Below are 15,821 nucleotides of genomic sequence, written 5' to 3' on the forward strand. Positions count from 1 at the left end.
AGCGACGGACCTCGGGACGCTCTTACACCACGTCTGCGCGCGCCACCATTATCTCTTCAATGAATCCAGATTGTCGGCCCAAGTTTCTTTGTTTTTGCTGCCACTAATCTAGTAGCAGTACTCATATTTGCCGTTATTTGCACAGGACATATAAACAGACCCCCTATAAAGCCATAGTTTTACGCCGGCTTGAGCCCAAAGCACACTCGGAGCGTATTCAGCAGAGCATCTTGCCTCTTTCGACGAGCCTCTACGCGATTCTGATATCGCTTGCCCTTGCGTTGGTAAATGCGCCATGCAAGCGCTTCCATCGCTTCCATGTCGCAGAGCATTTCGTTGTTGACCGTCGCGACCTCGATTCCCATAGTAATCAAGCCCGTATTGCGTTTTTCATCATGGATACGTCCCCTCCGGGAGGAATGGCCCAGCTCGCCGTTGTATTCCAGGTCAAACCGGGCTGCTTCCTGATACGCATCGCAAACTGCATGCGGCATCCCCGAGATTGCCTGCGCGCGGTCATCGAACTCGATCTTGTAGTCGGTCTTAAAGGGACCGCAGGCAAATCCACCATAGGAAAACGGAAGCGAAAACAGAGCGAGCATGATGCATTCCATGGGCGAGCGCAGGTTTTCTGACAGGTAGGGACACAGGCGCAGCAGCTGTTTGGCCACATTCCCCTTGCATGCCGCAAGGTAATCTGCCAGGCGATCGGGCGTCAGCACCGGCTCGACTTCAAAGTAGCCCACGTCTGCCGGTTGATCCTTGTCCTTTGCAAGTCTATTCACAACAGGTGAGCTGTAGGGAGGCAGATACTTCCCGCGATCGCTCAGTGAAATCTTGGAACACAGTTCCTGGGCCAGGGCAAACGCCTGGATACAGCCGACCTCGCGGGCGACGGCAACACAAAGGGCCTCGGGAGATAGGCTGTACACCCCCGGTTCTACCTCTAGAATCGAGCCGGAAGGCAACCCGGAACACACGGACCAGCCCACGCCAGGCATGCGGCGGCGCTGCGCCGCAGATCCCACCAGCAAGCACAGACCTTCTTGCACCTCGCCGCTTTTGGCTCCAATTCGCACCAAGTCGGGAAGATAGATGTCCTCGGTCGAGGGCGACGACGTGCGCAGCACGCGGCGCTCCTCCTCGGGCTCAAGGTCCTTCCAGCTGATGTAACCCATTTGTCGGCGCTCGGCGCGCATCATGCGTAGCGCCGAGGCGCCTGTTAGGATTACGGAAGCCGCTAGCTGTTCGCCTGTCGGCTCGTTGCACCGCTCAATCTTCACTGCCACAAAACCACCCCTACCAAACGCGTGCGAGAGCGAGGCCATCAACGGCCGCGGCACCGGCGCGCTTGAGTTCCGCCGAAGCCGCTGCCATGGTCGCACCCGTGGTAATGACATCGTCGATGAGCAGCAGGCGGCGGCCCCGCACGTCCTCAACGGTCTCGTACATGCCCCGGGCACGTTCCCGGCGCTCGACGCGACCGAGCTCGCGCTGGTCACCGTGGCCGTATTTGACGAGGGCGTCGAGCAGCGGAACACCCGACAGCTCGCAAAATGGGCGCGCGATGGCCTCCATATGATCGAAGCCGCGTCGCCGAAACGCCGCCGCAGTCGCGGGCACAAACACCACTGCATCGGCGCCGGACAACACACCGCCTAAGCGTTCGGGTGCCGCGACCTGGGCATGTAAGGCGGTGTCGTATAGCAGTTCTGCCAGATACGGTGCCAGGCGTCGCTCGCCTGCGTCTTTGTACGCTTTAATGATCCGCGGCAGCGGATGCGTGTAAACGGCACATGCCAGGCACCGGTCGAGTGCTTCGGCCATCGCCGAGGACGAACCCTCGACCGAGCACTCGGTGCACAGCAAGTCTCCAAACGGGGCGCCGCATCGAGTGCAGCTATGCCGCGGGTCGATGAGCGCAAGCGCCGCCAAGCAGTCTTGGCAAATAAGCGCGCCGGAGCGCTCGCAGCCGGCGCATCGCGTGGGCGACAACGCCTCAAGCGCCTCGTGCGCCGCCCGCTCGGCAAACGGTAGCAATTCGTCCGCAAACGGCAGGATGCCGACACCTTGCAGGCATCCCAACACATTCAAATGTCTCTTCACGACACAACCCTCCCTACGCTCGGTCGCAGGGAGGGTTGTTGATTCAGCGCTATGGTACCCCGACGCGTTTGGGGTCAGGCAGGTTAAATCCGCTCGCGGGCGTTATTCGCCGGTAGGCGGTTGTGGTGCAGACGAAGACGGGGTCGAGCCCTCGCCACCATCTTGACGCGGCTTGCGGGAACGACGACGGCGACGGCGCTTCTGGCCCTGGTCGGCCGAACCCTCGCCACCACGATCTTCGCGCGACTCGCGTTCGTCGCGAGCGGCGCCGCGCGCAGCCTTGGCAGCCGCCCCTCCGCCATCTCCAGGGCGACGACGTGTGACCTTGACCTCGCCATCCGAGACCTGATCGGCCACGGAGGGCACCGAGGGCTTTTGCTGCGTGCCCGAGGAATGGCGGCGACGCGGACGCGGGGCGCGCTCGTCATCGTTGCGCTGCTTGCCACCCTTGTCGGCAGGCGTATCGGAACCCGAACCACCCTTGGGGGCGACACCGGCTTCGCGAGCGGCTGCGGCGCGGAAGGCGTCCTCGCGCTCCTCGCTCGACAAATGGCGGCGGCGACGGCGCGTGGGATTCATACCACCGCCGCGGTTTTGCTGCTGAGGCTGCTGAGCCTCGCGCTCGCGGGAGGAGTTCTTGCCTGCGGGAGCGGCCTCGCCGGCATCGCCCGCACCCGAGCGCTTGCGGCGGCGACGTCCACCGGCAGCCTCCTCGGCCTCGAGCGCCTCGGCCTTGCCGCGGCCCTTTCCGCGGCCACGACCCTCGCCCTGGCTCTGACCGGCGCGAGCATCGGATTCAACATCGCGACGACGGCGCTTGGGCATCGATGTACCGGCCAGACGGTCGGCGCTCGACAGGCCATCGCCCACGTCGACGCCGTTCTCGCGGTCGAGCTCCATAAGCGCCAGGCGCATCTCGGGCGACTCGATACGCTCGAGCACATCGCGCGTCACACAGTCGGGGCGGCAGTTGCAGCCCTGCTCGGCGGCCTTCTTTTTGCAGCCCTCAGAGCAGGTCATGTCGGCCAGGTTGACCTTAAAGACTTTGCCGTTCTCCAGGCGCAACACCAGCTGTTCACGCGGGGTGTCATATTCCTGGATGCGCGCCTTGCCAAGTGGCGTATCGATAAGTGTCTTCTTTTTGGGCGCGCGGCTCTTAAAGTCCTTGTACGCCTCGAACTCGTAGCGCAGGCAGCACATCAGGCGGCCGCAGACGCCGCTGATCTTGGACGAGTTGAGCGGCAGGTCCTGCTCTTTTGCCATGCGGATCGAAACCGGCTCAAACTGTCCGCCAAAGCGCGTGCAGCAGAGCTCCTGGCCGCACTGAGCATAGCCGCCCACCAGGCGGGTCTCGTCGCGCACGCCGATCTGGCGCATGTCGACGCGAATGTGCAGCGTCGAGGACAGGTCCTTGACGAGCTGACGGAAATCGACGCGTTCCTCGGCAGCAAAGTAGAACACGGCCTTCTCGCCGCCAAACAGGTACTCGACGCCGACCGGCTTCATCTCGAGGTCGAGCTCCTTGACCAGGCGGCGGAAGTCGACCATGGCCTCGTCACCCTGGATAGCCAGGTCGTCGGCAAGCTGCAGGTCGATGTCGCTCGCTACGCGCAACACGGGCTTGAGCGGCTGACCGATTTCGTCGAGCGGCACCTCGAAGGGATCGGCCGTGACCAGGCCGATCTCGGTTCCGCGCTCGGTAGAACAAATGGCATAATCGGCCTCAAGGATATCCAGATCCTGTGGGTCGAACCACAGGTCGCGCGAGGCGTAGGTAAACTTAACGGGTACGACTAACGGCATTTCAGTGCCTTCCTGATATCGAACAGCATGACCTCGATGGCCAGCTGGGGAGTAACGTTTCTGGCGATGTTGCGCTCGGCGGTTGCGACCGCCTCGAGCGCCTGGGTGGCACCCGCAACATTCGTCGCCGCGGCAAGCCGCCCGATCGTGTCGCGCACGTCCTCGTTCACAACGTCTGCCGCCTCATCCTGAAGCGTCAGCAGCACGTCGCGCATGAGCGTCCGCGCGCTCGCCAGCGCTTCCATGATACCCGAACGCTCGCGCGCGTTGAGTTCGCGCTTGTTGCGGTCCTCAAGCTGCTTCAATGCTCCACGCGAAAGGTAGTCGGCATTTTGCTCGAGCACCTTTTCCTGCGTGGACTTGACCTCGGCGAGCGGCGCCTTGACGGCGACGATGAGCGACTTGGCGCGACTGAGCACATCGGCCTCGTCGGCAGCGATGAGCGAATCGATGGCGCGGACCATCTGGCGGCGGGCGTCCTGGCGCTCGGCGCTCTTAAGGAACTCGATGCCGCGCGTGGGGCTTCCCGCCACGGCAACGGCCATGCGACAACGCACGATATCCTGACCGGTGGCGCGGCTCACGGCTTGCGCGGCGGCGACGGGCGACACCAGCCGAAACGGTACGCACTGGCAGCGGCTCACAATGGTGGGCAGCATCACGTCGGCCGAGGTGCCCAGCAGGATGAACATGACACCCTCGGGCGGCTCCTCGAGCGTTTTGAGTAGCGCGTTGGCGGTGTTGGCGCGCAGCTGCTCGGCACGGTCGATGATGTAGGCCTTTGCCTTGGCGCGGATGGGCGCCAGGGGCACGTCGTCGAGCAGCCCGCGGGTCTGCGCGATGAGGTAGCCCGTAGCACTTTCGGGCGTGTAATAGTGCACGTCGGGATGCGTATGGCGCGCAACGCGCACGCAGCTGTCGCACGAGCCGCAGCCGTCCTGCTCGCACAGGAATGCCTGGGCAAGCGCCCATGCGGCGTCGAGCTTAGCGGCGCCGGGCGCGCCCAAAAACAGGTAGGCGTGCGATGCGCGGCCGCTTGCGATGGCGTTGGTCAAAAAGTCGCGCACGCGCTCTTGGGTGTCGAGCTTGGCCAGCAGGCTTGCCTGAGCGGGGGCCATGTTACTCAGCCTCCTGGGCAAGCGCGGCGGCGACGGCATCTTGGGGAACATCGAGGCCATACGCGCGAACCTGCTCGACCGTCTGCGCGAAGACGTCTGCAATCGACGCGGTGGCGTCGATGAGCTTTACGCGGTCTGGCTCCTCGGCAGCAATGGCACAAAATCCCTGGTAGACGCGCTCCTGGAAGGCCATGCCCTTGGCCTCCATGCGATCGGCCGCACCGCGGGCCGCCATGCGCAGCGCCGCCTGCTCGGGCGTGACGTGATAGACGAGCGTGAGCGCCGGATGCGTACCGGCGACAGCCAGGTTGTTGGCATCGCGTACCATCTGACGGTCGAGGCCATCGGCAAACGCCTGATAGCAGGTCGTGGAATCGTAGAAACGGTCGCACAGGACCACCTTGCCGGCAGCGAGGGCGGGCGTGATGACCTCGTGCACCAGCTGGGCGCGTGCGGCCTCGTAGAGCAGCAGCTCGCAGGTGTCGCCCATCGCCGTATTGGCGGGGTCGAGCAGCAGGGCGCGGATCTTTTCGCTGATGGCGGTGCCGCCCGGCTCGCGCAGAGTTACGACCTGATAGCCAGCGAGGTCGAGCGCGCGGGCCAGCAAACGCGCCTGCGTGGACTTGCCGGCGCCGTCGACGCCCTCGAGCGTGATAAAGCTATGTTGAGCGGGCTCAAAAGCCATGGGCGCAGCCCCTTCCTACAAGGCGCGAAAATGCAAGTTATAGCAACCAAGCCATGATACCCCAGCGTCCGGCGCACCCCAAATCGGACCTAGTCATTGGGGAGGCAGTTAGGGACGTTCCTAAACTGCCGGCAGATAAGGAACGTCCCTAACTGCCGGCTTCTTGGGGCAGTGGGTATAATCGTCGTATTGCATTGAAATGTGGCGAAAGGAGTGGCAATGTCTCGGTATTGCGCCTCGTGCGGCAAGCTTCTTGAAGATAATGCCAAGTTCTGCACCTCGTGCGGTGCACCCGTTGAGCAAACAGCCGCGAGCGATAGCCAGCCCGCTTTTGAGCAGACCGGCTCCCTTGATACGCCGCAAGCCAAGGCGGACGACCCCCTCGCCTATAGCCCCGACCCCGCCGCAAGGACCGAGGCCGTCGAGACCACGCAGCGCATACCCGTCGCGAGCGGCTCGCCCCAACAGCAGCCGGCTCCCGCATACGCGCCCGCTTCGCCACAGACCCCCGCTCCCAAAAAGAGCGGCACCGGGCCGCTTATCGCCGTTATCGTTGTGCTGGTGGCGATCATCATCGCCCTGGTCATCTTCTTTGCGATCAGACCGTTCGACAACGCCGCCACGCAGACGACTGCCGAAGTAGCTAAGCTGCACCATGACGTCGACGACGATGACCTAAAGCCTCTCGGCAATCCCAACAGCCTGTACGACGATGATGACGATGACGACGAGGATGGCGGCGAAGCAACGCTCTCCGAGCAGAACCTCTACCGTCGCCTGAGCGAATACTACGACCTGCTCGAAGATCTCGACAGCCAGGTCCGTGGCTGCGCGCAGAACTTCAACGGCAACTATCTGGAAGAGGATCGAACCACCCGTCAAAATCTCGCCGACGTCGCCGAGCGCACGGAGGACACCATCGAGCAGTATTACGACATCGTCGAGGACCTGGACGTCCCGACGAGCTCCAAGAACTACAGCTCCTGGAAGGATATCATCGCCCTGTACGACGACCTGGATCACCGCATTGACGCAATCTGTGATGCCTGGGAGATCAGCCTGAAATACGCCAAGCCTGCGGACCACAAGAATGAGATCGTGGCGCCGCTGGCGCGCGACAACGTGGCGGGCACCAATGACAATAAGTACCGCCTAGACTTTGAGGAGCGCTATCCCGGCGCTAAGCCTGTCGAGGTGAACTAGTCGCATGCGACGTTCTTAAACGACTAGTCATTAAAGAACGTCCCCAATGACTACCTGAGGCGGCAGTTGGGGACGTTCCTAAACTGCCGGCAGAAAAGGACAGTCCTTGCCAACCCGGACGGCAAACCGGCCAATCGGCAAGGGCTGTCCCCGATCGCTAGTCGTTTAAGAACATCCACGACGACCGGGTGGCAAGGAGTCTCCCCAAGCACCGGCTGGAAAGGAACGTCCCCAGGTGACGGGTCGTGGATAGGCGTGGATTTGGCGCTGATGCGGTCTCAGTCATAGAAAAATCCTCTCCGCCCACAGATAAGCAGACAGAGAGGATGGCACCCGCTGAAATGGATTCGAAATCGAGCGGACTGACCGCCTACTCTTGTTTGGTTCGTTCAATAACCTTTTTGAGAGCCTTTATCAACTTGCAAACGAGATAGATCACCGCAGCGACGATCCCGATCTCAACCAGAACTATTGCCAGGAGGGAAACCTCTCCGCCAATGTTGATCTTGCCCAACACGCCCATATTGAATCACGCTAGATATGTATGCAGCCGAGAGCCATTTATTTCAGCTCCAAGAGTATAAGTCGCAGACGCCATACCGCCTACTCCGGTAAAAAGAAAGCTCCACTTTGTTCGTTTGGAAGAAAAACTCTTACTGAAATTCGATAAGGCACCGCCAACGGAAGATGCTTTATGGCCCCACCAGGATGTAATGTTGTAGTTCTTGATTGATATCCAGTACTCAGCATCGAGCACTCCAGTATAGAAATAAACCTTCCAATTCCCATCAGTAGCGTTGTAGTAGCCGTCCCAAATCGGGGCAACATCAGCTTGCTCTTTCTCTATCCCAAAAACACCTGTAGAGCCATCTGACAGCTCGATAGTACGTTCTTGTTTCGGCCCATCATTCAAATCGAAGCATGCGTCGGCGGGCGTCAAATACTCAGAAGCATTTGCGGAGGGCAATAAAATAAATCCGGTGGCGAAAAATAGGACAACCATTGCTAACAACAACTTGGGCATTTTTTTCATCATGTCCTCCTGTCACGTGTCATATGTAACGACAGCCGCGGCAATTTAATTATCGCCTGGTTCTGACAATTTATTTTCCGGCACAGCAACTAATCCGCAAAAGGCGCCATTTTGTCCGTTAGCGGTTTCTTTTTTATCAACAGACGACCAGGTTCCGACAACTATGTATCGGGGGCGCTCTTAAACGGCTGGTCGTTGGGCGCACTCTTTCGCCGCCCGGCAGAAAAGGAACGTCCCTAACTGCCGGATAAAAAACGAGCGAGGATCTTGAGGTCCTCGCTCGTTTTTGTTCTAGGTGATGTTTCGACCGTGCGGCTACTTGTCGGCAGCGGTCTTTTTGGCAGTCGACTTCTTCGCAGTTGACTTCTTCGCGGTCGTCTTCTTGGCGGCAGTGGCTTTCTTAGCCGTCGTCTTTTTGGCCGCCGTTGTCTTCTTCGCCGTGCTCGCCTTGGTTGTGGTCTTGCGGCCGCGGGCGGGCTTCTTCTCCTTGGTCGGGCAGTCCATGTTCACGCAGATGCGCCACGGACCGCGCGCCGTGTTGACCACCACGATGGGGGCGCCGCACTCGGGGCAGGTCTCGCCCGTCGCCTCGAGCTTACCGCGCGCCGGCAGAGGATAGCTCACGCCGCAGTCATCGTAGTTGGTGCAGCGGATAAAGCGCTTGCCGCTCTTCTCGCTCTTGTGCGCGATCAGGTCGCCATGGCGTCCGGCCTCGGCGCACACCTTGCACTCGCCCACCTTAAGGTCAGGCTCGTAGTTGGTGGGGCACGTGGGGTTCACGCAAATCTCGAAGGCCTTCTGGCGGAACGGCTGGCACTTAATGCGCGGCGCGCCGCACTCGGGGCACACGGCCGCCTCGCCCTCGAGCGGGCTCACCTTGACGCCGCTCGGCACCGGATAGGTCACATCGCAGTCGGGCCAGCCCATGCAGCCGATAAAGCTGCCGCGGGTCTTGGCGCTCGTCTTCATAACCAGGTCCTTGCCGCACTTGGGACAAGCGCCCACGCGCGCATCGGCCGTGACGGCGTCGCTGATGGCGTCGCCCAGTTCCTGCGTATGTTTGAGCAGCTCGTCGAGCACGCCGGCCAGCAGCGCGCGCGAGTGCGTCACGACATGTTCTTCGGTGTCCTCGCCGCGCTCCACGCGGGTCATGTCGCCGTCGAGCTCGCTGGTCATATCGGGGCTCGTGATGCGCGGGGCAAACTGCGACAGTGCATCGATAATGGCGATGCCCAGCTGGCTCGGCTCCACGGGATCATTTTTGAGATAGCGCACGGCATACAGGCGCTCGATGATGCTCGCGCGCGTGGACTTGGTGCCCAGGCCGCGCTTTTCCATCTCCTGCACGAGCTTGCCCTGGCTGTAGCGCGCGGGCGGCTCGGTCTGCTTGGCCTCGAGTTTAATGTCGAAAACGTCGACCGTATCGCCCTGCTCCAGCGGCGGCATCTGCTCGTCGCGCTTAAGTCCATACGGATACGCCTCGCGGAAGCCCGGGGTCACGAGCACGTCGCCCGAAGCCACGAACGGCTCGCCGTTGACGTCGAGCTCGAGCTTGGTGTTCTCGATGGTCGCGGGCCCCATGAGCGTTGCCAGGAAGCGGCGGGCGATGAGGTCGTAGAGCTTGCGCTGGCCGCCATCGAGCGTGGACGGATCGCCTTCGCCCGTGGGGTAGATGGGCGGGTGGTCGGTGGTCTCGACTTTGCCGCGCGTGGGCTTCATGGGGCCGGCGAGTACCTTTTTGCACACGGGCGCCAGCGCCGGGTTGATCTTTGCCAGGTCGCTCACCACGGCGCCCAGATCGAGCGTCGCAGGGTACACGGTGTTGTCGACACGCGGATAGCTGATGAGGCCCGCCATGTAGAGGGACTCGGCGATGCGCATGGTACGTGCAGGTGAGATGCCCTCGGCCGCGGCGGCAGCCTGCAGCGAGGTCGTCGCAAACGGCGTGGGCGGCTGCTGCTTGCGGGAGCGCTTGGTCACCGCGGCGACGGTTGCCGTCGTAGCGCCGTCGACGTGGCCGTACGCCGTCTCGGCAGCATCTTTGTCGGTAAAACGTGTCGTCTTGTGCGCAATCTTAAAGCGGTCATCCTCGGCAGCACCCTGAGCGGCACCCATGCCGCGAATCTGCCAATAGTCCTCGGGCACAAACGCCATGCGTTCGCGTTCGCGCTCGACCACCAGAGCGAGCGTCGGCGTCTGCACGCGGCCGGCGGAGCGCACGTTGCCAAAGCCGCCAAACTTGGCGAGCGTCAGGTAGCGCGTGAGCACCGCACCCCAAATGAGGTCGATGTGCTGGCGGCTCTCGCCGGCGTCGGCCAGATTCTGGTCGAGCGAGACAAGATTATCGAAGGCCTGCGTAATCTCGGCCTTGGTAAACGAAGAATACTGGGCGCGGGCGACCGGCAAGTCGGGCGCAACCTCGCGCACCTTGTTGAGGGCGTCCGAACCGATCAGTTCGCCCTCGCGGTCGAAGTCCGTGGCGATAATGACGCTGTCGGACTTCTTGGCAAGGTTCTTGAGCGAGCGGATGAGCTCCTTCTCGGCCGGCAGCTTAATGACGGGCGCCCAGGTGAGGTAAGGCAGGCTCTCGAGCTTCCAGCCCTTGATGGAGATACCATCAGCAAGAAACGGCTTGCGCTTGGTGTCGTAGGGCGGACGTGCCAGGCCATCGGGCATATCGGCCGGCAGCATCTCGCCGTCCTCGGTGACCGAATACCAGCCCAGCTTTTTATCGAACAGCACGCTGTCGCAAAAATCGGGCGCAAGGATGTGACCGGCAAGGCCGATCGTCACGCACTCCTCGCCCTTCCACTCAAAACGGTAGATGGCGGTGTTGTACACCTTGTCCTTTTTGGGCTTGCCCGTGGACAGACGCTCGGCAATCTGACGCGCGGCGTCGTTTTTCTCGGCGATGATGAGCTTCAAAAGAGGCTCCTATCTCGTATCTCTGCGGCTACGCCCGCCCGTATGGCGGCCGACTTACGCCCTTGCTTGCTCAATCTGCCCGATGAGCCAATCGCACCAGGCATCCATGCCCTCGCCCTTGCGCGCGCTCACGGCAAACCGCGGCGCCTGCGGATTGAGGTCATCGAGTGTCTTAGTATACCTATCCATGTCAAAATCGAAAGCCGGGGCCACGTCGACCTTGTTGAGCAGCTGCGCGCCGGCGTGCTGGAAGATGCCCGGATACTTGATGGGCTTGTCGTCGCCCTCGGGCACCGAGAGAATCATGATGGACAGGTTCTCGCCCAGGTCAAAGTCGACCGGGCAGACCAGGTTACCCACGTTTTCGATAAAGATGACGTCGATGTTCTCCAGACCCACAGCCTGGTCGAAGGCATCGACAGCCTCCATGATCATGTTGCCCTCGAGGTGGCACAGACCGCCCGTGTTAATCTGGATGGCGGGCATGCCGGCTTCCTTCATGGTAATGGCGTCGACATCCGAAGCGATATCGCCCTCGATGACGGCACAGCGCAGGCCGGCTTTGTCACGCAGGCGCTCGTTGGTGCCCAGAATCGTGGTGGTCTTACCCGAGCCGGGGCTCGACAGCACATTGATCACGTAGGTGTTCGTCTGCTCAAATCGATGACGCAGCTGATCTGCCAGGCGCTCGTTGCGCGACAGAATCGGCGAAGCAATATCAATCGTTTTCTCGGCCATACTTAGCGCTCCTTACTTTGGCCCCTTTATACCCCATCGCTAGATGGCTAGCGGGCTAATCGTCGGGGGTTTCGATTTCGATACTTGCGATATCGAGCTCGCGGCCGTGCAGCAGGCGCACGTTGGCGCCGCCACACTGGGGGCAGCGACAATGGAAACGGTCGTGCTCAAAGACCTCGCCGCAGTCCAGGCACTCGCTTTGTGGATGGACCTCCTCCACGGCAAGCTCGCAGCCGCGCGTGAGCGGGTCCTCGTCGCGAAACGTCTCCCACGCAAAGTCGAGCGCCTCGCGCACGACCTCGGTCATATCCCCGATACGAAGCGTTACCAAAACGGCGCGCGAGGCCCCCGCCCCACGCGCCGCGCGAATCACTGTATCGAGCATGCCGTTGACAATGCCAACCTCGTGCATACCGATTTACTCCTCGTCGTCCGAGAACAGGTCCAGACGGCTCACGAACAGGCCCTCCTTGCCCTCGCGCGCGGTAATGACCACGCGAGCGATGGCAAGCGAAATCTCGTAGAGCGAGAGCAGGGCGCCATACATGAGACCCAGCGTAACGGGCGAGCCGTCGGGCGTAATCACAGCCGAGCCCACGAGCAGGCCAACGTATACGTAACGCCAGGCGCTGCGGAAGGCCGCATAGGACACAATATGGAAGACGGACAGGTAGAAGATGATGAGCGGCAGCTCAAACGCCACACCAAAGCCGATCATAAAGAGCAGCTCCATGTTGACGTAGTTCTCCAGGTCGGGCAGCGCGGTTGCGACGGCCGAGGTCTCGCCGATGAGCCACTCAAAGCCCGCCGGAATAATGACGAAGTAGCAGAAGATGGCGCCCAGGAAGAACAGCACCGTCGAGGCGAGCACCGTGGGTACGACCCATTTGCGCTCGTTGGGGCGCAGTGCCGGCAGGAAAAATGCCAGGATCTGCCAGATGATCATGGGCGTGCACATGACCACGGCCATCTTGATGGCCAGCGAGAAGCGCAGTCCAAAGCCGCCGAGCGTGGTGGTGATGTAGAACTTACCGTCCGGCACAAACGAGCGGATGGGATCCTCGAGGATATCGAGCACCACGGGCGTGGCAAAGTACAGCACGATGGCGGCGGCAAACACCGACACGACCACGATGGTCAGGCGGCGACGGAGCTCTCCCAGGTGATCGAAGAGCGGCATACGCGCAGGTCCGATAGGCATTACTCATCGCCTCCCTTCGGGGCATCGGCGGCAGCAGTCTCGGCAGCGTCCTCGGCCTCGAGCTCGCGAGCGAGCTGGTCGACGACAGCCTTGCGCTTGCGGGGACGGCGGGCGTAGAGGTCAGCCGTCGTGGGCTCTGCCGGCTCGGGCTCGGGCTCTGCAGCAGGCTCGGGCTCGACGGCAGTAGCAGGCTCTGTACCCTCGGCCTCATCAACAGCGCCTTCGCCCTCAGCAGCACCCTCGCTTGCGGCCTTCTCGGCAGCAAGACGGGCGCGACGCTCGGCAAAGGTCTCCTTCTTGGCGGGCGCTGCCGTCTCGGCGGCATCCTCGTCCGCATCGGAATCGTCGTCGGTCGCAGCAGTCTTCTTGGGCTTGACCGGGGCCGACGCGGCCTCGCTCACCGGATCGATAATCTCGGACTGAACAACGGCCGTCATCTTTTCCTGCGTCTCGCGGAACTGACGGATGGCACGGCCGATCGTGCGGCCCATCTGCGGGAGCTTATCCGGGCCAAACAGCAAAAAGCCGAAGACCACGATGATCGCGAGCTCACCCTCTCCAATACCAAACACACATACCTCCAAGGCTCGATGTGAGTCGAGCCCGCACCGCGCCATTCGGCCGGAACTCGTCTATTCATTCGGTCAAGTATAGCGCCCGGACGCCAAAACGTCCGAGCGCATCACAAACATATGCCAAACGGCACGCCCTTTTGGGGGCAAAGATTATGCAGCGGTGATCGAAATCTCCTGGTCGACACCCAACAGCTGAACCACGCGCATCACCGGGGGCTGCACGTTGACGCAGCTAAAACGCTTACCATGATCAGCTGCGTGGTGTGCGGCGCCCACAAGCACGCCAATGCCTGTCGAATCGATGTAGCTCACCTGGGCAAAATCGAGCTCAACGGCCTCAGTGGGCTGCTCGAGCGCCAGGTCGATGGCATTGCGCAGGCTATCGGCGTTAGAGATATCGATCTCACCGGTCACCTTAATGGTGTAGAGCTCTGGCGTGGGGTTGGTGGAAATACCCAAATCCATGTATACGCTCCTTTACGTATCGAAAGTGCGGATAGTACTAGGCGCGGACTTGCGGGGCCCTACGCGTTAGGCGCGCTCGGTACGCGCAAGCTCGGCAGCGACGAGCTTGACAGCCAGCACCAGCACATCGAGCGCAGCCTCCAGGTCCTCGACCGTGGGATAGCTCGGCGCGATGCGGATGTTGGTGTCGCGCGGATCCTTGCCATAAGGCCAGGTGGCACCAGCCGGCGTGAGCTTGACGCCCAGGTCGGCACAAAGCGCGGCGACCTTCTGGGCCGAGCCCTCGGGGCCATCGAAACTCACAAAGTAGCCGCCATGGGGATGAGTCCAAGTGGCGCAACCCGTGTTGCCCAAGCCCTCGGTGAGTTTACGCTCAACGGCCTCAAAGCGCGGGCGCAGGAACTCGGCATGCTTTTTCATGTGCTCCTTGACCGCCTCGATGGTGGGAAGGAAACGCACGTGACGCAGCTGGTTGAGCTTGTCGGCGCTAATAAGACCGGCCTTCAGGCGCTTGGAGAACTCGGCGATGACCGCGGGGCTCGCACCGATAAAGCCGATGCCGGCACCCGGGAAGGTGATCTTGGACGTCGAGGCAAAGGCCACCACGCGGTCCTCGGTGCCCGCCGCGCGGGCAAGATCGAAGATGTTGGCGAGCTCGTCGGTCTCGTCGTACAGGTCGTGCACGCAGTAGGCGTTGTCCCAGAAGATGCGGAAATCGGGCGCGGCCGTGGGCATCTCGACCAGGCGACGCACAGTGTCCTCGCTAAAGGTGATGCCCGTGGGGTTGGAATACTTGGGCACGCACCAGATGCCCTTGATGGAGTCGTCGGTGGCAACCAGGCGCTCAACCTCGTCCATGTCGGGGCCGTTGTCGGTCATCGCGACGGGGACGTTCTCGATGCCCAAGTCGGCGGTGATGCCAAAGTGGCGATCGTAGCCAGGAACGGGGCACAGGAACTTGACCTTCTTGCCGTCGTGCGCTGCCTCGTAAGCCTCCCAAGGGTCGCTGCCGCACGAGCCGCAACGCCAGAACATACCGGCGATATCGTGCTCGATCAGCAGGCTCGATGAGCCCAGTACGAGCGTCTGCTCGGCAGGACAACCCAGGAACTCCCCCGCCAGCTTGCGTGCCGAGGGAATGCCCTCGAAGCAACCGTAGTTGGAGCAGTCGACATTGCCGTCGTGCAGATCGGCATCGGCATTGAGGATATCGAGCATGGGGCGAGAAATGTTCACCTGGGAGGGCGACGGCTTGCCGCGCGCCATGTCGAGCGCCAGGCCCTTGGCCTTGACCTCGGCAACCTCGGCTTTAAGCGCCTCGATGGCGGCATCGAGTTCGGTGGTTTCCATCTTCTGGTAGATCGTCTGCATGGGTGCGACCTTTCGCGAAGCGGTACGTTGCAGTTCGTCTAAGTATAGACCGCCATCGTCGCAACGTTATGAAGCCGTGATAGATTAAGTTCATCGCAATCAATTACGAATCGCCGCGCATGCCGGCGTGGGGCGCCCAAGGAGGCACTATGGAGTACGGATCGTTTCAGGCCGAGGAATTCGGCGACTTGCAGCGCCTGGTCGACGGACTGTTTTACGACCGCCACGCCATCGACCGCCTGGATCTGATCGTACAGGCCGAAATCTTGGACCTGGCGCCCGACCTCATGGAGATCGTGAACCTTTTGCCGCCCGGCTACTACGACCGCCAGTCACTTTGCGACCAGCTCAACTCCGCCTTGGCCGCCCACGGCTGGGGCGCCGTCTACGGAACGGTAGAATAAGCCTCGAGGCCGGCGATTTGGCCCGCTTCCCGACCTTGGCGAGGCTTGTTTTAGGGCTTGTGGCCAAAAAAGGGCAAATATGAGTACTGTTACCTTTTTAGTAGCAGCGATTCTTGGTCGAAATCGGCAAAACTCGACTTGAAACTTGGTAGCGCGCAGAGATGTGGTGTAAGAGGCGGGGAATGCCCCGCCTC

Annotated in this window: 15 protein-coding genes; 2 read left to right on the forward strand and 13 right to left on the reverse strand. The window is 61.6% G+C overall.

Annotation, left to right across the window (positions count from 1 at the left end):
• Positions 1–179 precede the first annotated feature (179 nt).
• The 5 genes from DW233_RS09225 to tmk form a co-directional block, all read right to left on the reverse strand.
• The gene (locus DW233_RS09225) at positions 180–1,289 is read right to left on the reverse strand and encodes a hypothetical protein (protein ID WP_147357152.1); all 1,110 of its coding nucleotides are present in this window, start codon (positions 1,287–1,289) and stop codon (positions 180–182) included.
• Between the two features lie 10 nt (positions 1,290–1,299).
• Complete coding sequence (locus tag DW233_RS09230; protein WP_233547981.1) at positions 1,300–2,106, reverse strand: ComF family protein; 807 nt, start codon at positions 2,104–2,106, stop codon at positions 1,300–1,302.
• Positions 2,107–2,208: 102 nt separating this feature from the next.
• A complete protein-coding gene (locus tag DW233_RS09235) occupies positions 2,209–3,909 on the reverse strand; it encodes a regulatory iron-sulfur-containing complex subunit RicT (protein WP_118267897.1) in 1,701 nt (566 codons plus the stop codon).
• Positions 3,900–5,027 carry an ATP-binding protein gene (locus DW233_RS09240; RefSeq protein ID WP_118267898.1) on the reverse strand — a complete coding sequence of 376 codons (1,128 nt, stop codon included), beginning with the start codon at positions 5,025–5,027 and terminating at the stop codon, positions 3,900–3,902. The genes DW233_RS09235 and DW233_RS09240 overlap by 10 nt, the downstream gene beginning before the upstream one ends.
• Before the next feature lies 1 nt (position 5,028).
• A complete protein-coding gene (tmk, locus tag DW233_RS09245) occupies positions 5,029–5,712 on the reverse strand; it encodes a dTMP kinase (RefSeq protein WP_118267900.1) in 684 nt (227 codons plus the stop codon).
• Positions 5,713–5,931: 219 nt separating this feature from the next.
• Between tmk and DW233_RS09250 the strand changes: the two genes are divergently transcribed.
• Positions 5,932–6,915 (forward strand): zinc-ribbon domain-containing protein, encoded by a 984-nt coding sequence (locus DW233_RS09250; RefSeq protein ID WP_118066270.1) that lies wholly within the window; start codon positions 5,932–5,934, stop codon positions 6,913–6,915.
• Positions 6,916–7,444: 529 nt separating this feature from the next.
• On the opposite strand, the gene DW233_RS09255 is transcribed toward DW233_RS09250, so the two are convergent.
• The 8 genes from DW233_RS09255 to DW233_RS09290 form a co-directional block, all read right to left on the reverse strand.
• Positions 7,445–7,948, reverse strand: a complete 504-nt coding sequence (locus DW233_RS09255; protein ID WP_117654912.1) for a DUF5626 family protein — start codon at positions 7,946–7,948, stop codon at positions 7,445–7,447.
• A gap of 315 nt (positions 7,949–8,263) precedes the next feature.
• Positions 8,264–10,873 carry a DNA topoisomerase I gene (locus tag DW233_RS09260; protein ID WP_118267902.1) on the reverse strand — a complete coding sequence of 870 codons (2,610 nt, stop codon included), beginning with the start codon at positions 10,871–10,873 and terminating at the stop codon, positions 8,264–8,266.
• A gap of 54 nt (positions 10,874–10,927) precedes the next feature.
• On the reverse strand, positions 10,928–11,611 hold the full coding sequence (gene hypB, locus DW233_RS09265) for a hydrogenase nickel incorporation protein HypB (protein WP_118066274.1): 684 nt from the start codon (positions 11,609–11,611) through the stop codon (positions 10,928–10,930).
• Between the two features lie 55 nt (positions 11,612–11,666).
• Positions 11,667–12,023 carry a hydrogenase maturation nickel metallochaperone HypA gene (hypA, locus tag DW233_RS09270; RefSeq protein ID WP_118066276.1) on the reverse strand — a complete coding sequence of 119 codons (357 nt, stop codon included), beginning with the start codon at positions 12,021–12,023 and terminating at the stop codon, positions 11,667–11,669.
• 6 nt (positions 12,024–12,029) lie between these two features.
• Positions 12,030–12,812: a twin-arginine translocase subunit TatC gene (gene tatC / locus DW233_RS09275; RefSeq protein WP_199574631.1), complete on the reverse strand. Its 783-nt coding sequence runs from the start codon at positions 12,810–12,812 to the stop codon at positions 12,030–12,032.
• The gene (locus DW233_RS09280) at positions 12,812–13,384 is read right to left on the reverse strand and encodes a twin-arginine translocase TatA/TatE family subunit (protein ID WP_158555265.1); all 573 of its coding nucleotides are present in this window, start codon (positions 13,382–13,384) and stop codon (positions 12,812–12,814) included. Before DW233_RS09280 ends, tatC begins: the two co-directional genes overlap by 1 nt.
• A gap of 153 nt (positions 13,385–13,537) precedes the next feature.
• Entirely contained in the window at positions 13,538–13,852 is a 315-nt protein-coding gene (locus tag DW233_RS09285) for an STAS domain-containing protein (RefSeq protein WP_089572422.1), read from the reverse strand.
• A gap of 66 nt (positions 13,853–13,918) precedes the next feature.
• On the reverse strand, positions 13,919–15,223 hold the full coding sequence (locus tag DW233_RS09290; protein ID WP_118066278.1) for an aminotransferase class I/II-fold pyridoxal phosphate-dependent enzyme: 1,305 nt from the start codon (positions 15,221–15,223) through the stop codon (positions 13,919–13,921).
• 149 nt (positions 15,224–15,372) lie between these two features.
• Here DW233_RS09290 and DW233_RS09295 point away from each other — a divergent pair, with 149 nt between their 5' ends.
• Entirely contained in the window at positions 15,373–15,627 is a 255-nt protein-coding gene (locus tag DW233_RS09295; RefSeq protein WP_022093864.1) for a hypothetical protein, read from the forward strand.
• Positions 15,628–15,821 lie beyond the last annotated feature (194 nt).

Origin of the sequence: Collinsella sp. AM20-15AC, from assembly GCF_003471405.1 — a bacterium.
Taxonomy (GTDB): domain Bacteria; phylum Actinomycetota; class Coriobacteriia; order Coriobacteriales; family Coriobacteriaceae; genus Collinsella.

Excerpts from the sequence above, each read along its gene's own strand:
- DW233_RS09235 (WP_118267897.1), bottom strand. The coding sequence starts at position 3,909 with ATGCCGTTAGTCGTACCCGTTAAGTTTACCTACGCCTCGCGCGACCTG.
- DW233_RS09240 (WP_118267898.1), bottom strand. The coding sequence starts at position 5,027 with ATGGCCCCCGCTCAGGCAAGCCTGCTGGCCAAGCTCGACACCCAAGAG.
- tmk (WP_118267900.1), bottom strand. The coding sequence starts at position 5,712 with ATGGCTTTTGAGCCCGCTCAACATAGCTTTATCACGCTCGAGGGCGTC.
- DW233_RS09250 (WP_118066270.1), top strand. The coding sequence starts at position 5,932 with ATGTCTCGGTATTGCGCCTCGTGCGGCAAGCTTCTTGAAGATAATGCC.
- DW233_RS09255 (WP_117654912.1), bottom strand. The coding sequence starts at position 7,948 with ATGAAAAAAATGCCCAAGTTGTTGTTAGCAATGGTTGTCCTATTTTTC.
- hypB (WP_118066274.1), bottom strand. The coding sequence starts at position 11,611 with ATGGCCGAGAAAACGATTGATATTGCTTCGCCGATTCTGTCGCGCAAC.
- hypA (WP_118066276.1), bottom strand. The coding sequence starts at position 12,023 with ATGCACGAGGTTGGCATTGTCAACGGCATGCTCGATACAGTGATTCGC.
- tatC (WP_199574631.1), bottom strand. The coding sequence starts at position 12,812 with ATGCCTATCGGACCTGCGCGTATGCCGCTCTTCGATCACCTGGGAGAG.
- DW233_RS09285 (WP_089572422.1), bottom strand. The coding sequence starts at position 13,852 with ATGGATTTGGGTATTTCCACCAACCCCACGCCAGAGCTCTACACCATT.
- DW233_RS09290 (WP_118066278.1), bottom strand. The coding sequence starts at position 15,223 with ATGCAGACGATCTACCAGAAGATGGAAACCACCGAACTCGATGCCGCC.
- DW233_RS09295 (WP_022093864.1), top strand. The coding sequence starts at position 15,373 with ATGGAGTACGGATCGTTTCAGGCCGAGGAATTCGGCGACTTGCAGCGC.